The following is a 745-nucleotide window of genomic DNA, read 5'->3' as shown; positions in this document are numbered from 1 at the left end:
GCGAACAGACGGCTGACCCGGGATCGGCGTTTCCCGGACACGGCGTGCTGAAGCCCGAGCAGCAGGAGATTGAGCGGCTGCGCCGCGAGTTGGCTAGAATGAAGGCCGAGCGCGACATCCTAAAAAAAGCGGCGGCCTACTTCGCAAGGGACTCGATATGAGGTTCGAGTTCATCGCGAAGCACCGAGGGATCTGGCCGGTGTCGTGGATCTGCGAAGCGCTCGGTGTTTCGCGCAGCGGCTTTCACGCCTGGCTAGTTCGGGCGCCCAGCAAGCGCGCCCGTAGCGATGAGGAGCTCGGCGCCAGAGTCCGCGCGAGCTTCATCTCCAGCTATCGCACCTACGGCGCGCGGCGCGTCTGGCACGACCTTCTGGCCGAAGGCCTTTCATGTGGTCTGCATCGCATCGAACGGCTGATGCGTGTCCATGGCCTGAGGGCCCGTCCGCGACGTCGTGGCCTGCCCAAGGACGACGGCCTTCGGTCGGTCATCGCCGACAACATCCTCGACCGCCAGTTCACCGCCGAGGCGCCCAACCAGAGGTGGATCGCTGACTTCACCTACATCTGGACGGCCGAAGGGTGGCTCTACGTCGCTGTCGTCATCGACCTGTTCTCGCGCCGCGTGGTCGGATGGTCGATGAGCGACACCATGACCGCTCAGCTCGTGACCGATGCGCTAATGATGGCGATCTGGCGACGCGGAAAGCCCGACGCTCTGCTGCATCACTCGGACCAGGGCAGCCAA

1 pseudogene is annotated in these 745 nt (G+C 64.6%); it reads left to right on the top strand.

The annotated features are described in order from the left end of the window. Nucleotides 1–745 (top strand): annotated as a pseudogene (locus tag EWE75_RS24750) (IS3 family transposase); the annotation flags it as partial.

Source organism: Sphingomonas populi, from assembly GCF_004208535.1.
In the GTDB taxonomy this organism is placed as follows: Bacteria; Pseudomonadota; Alphaproteobacteria; order Sphingomonadales; family Sphingomonadaceae; genus Sphingomonas; species Sphingomonas populi.
Note: the sequence above shows the minus strand (reverse complement) of the source record. Positions and strands in the feature narration are given on the sequence as shown.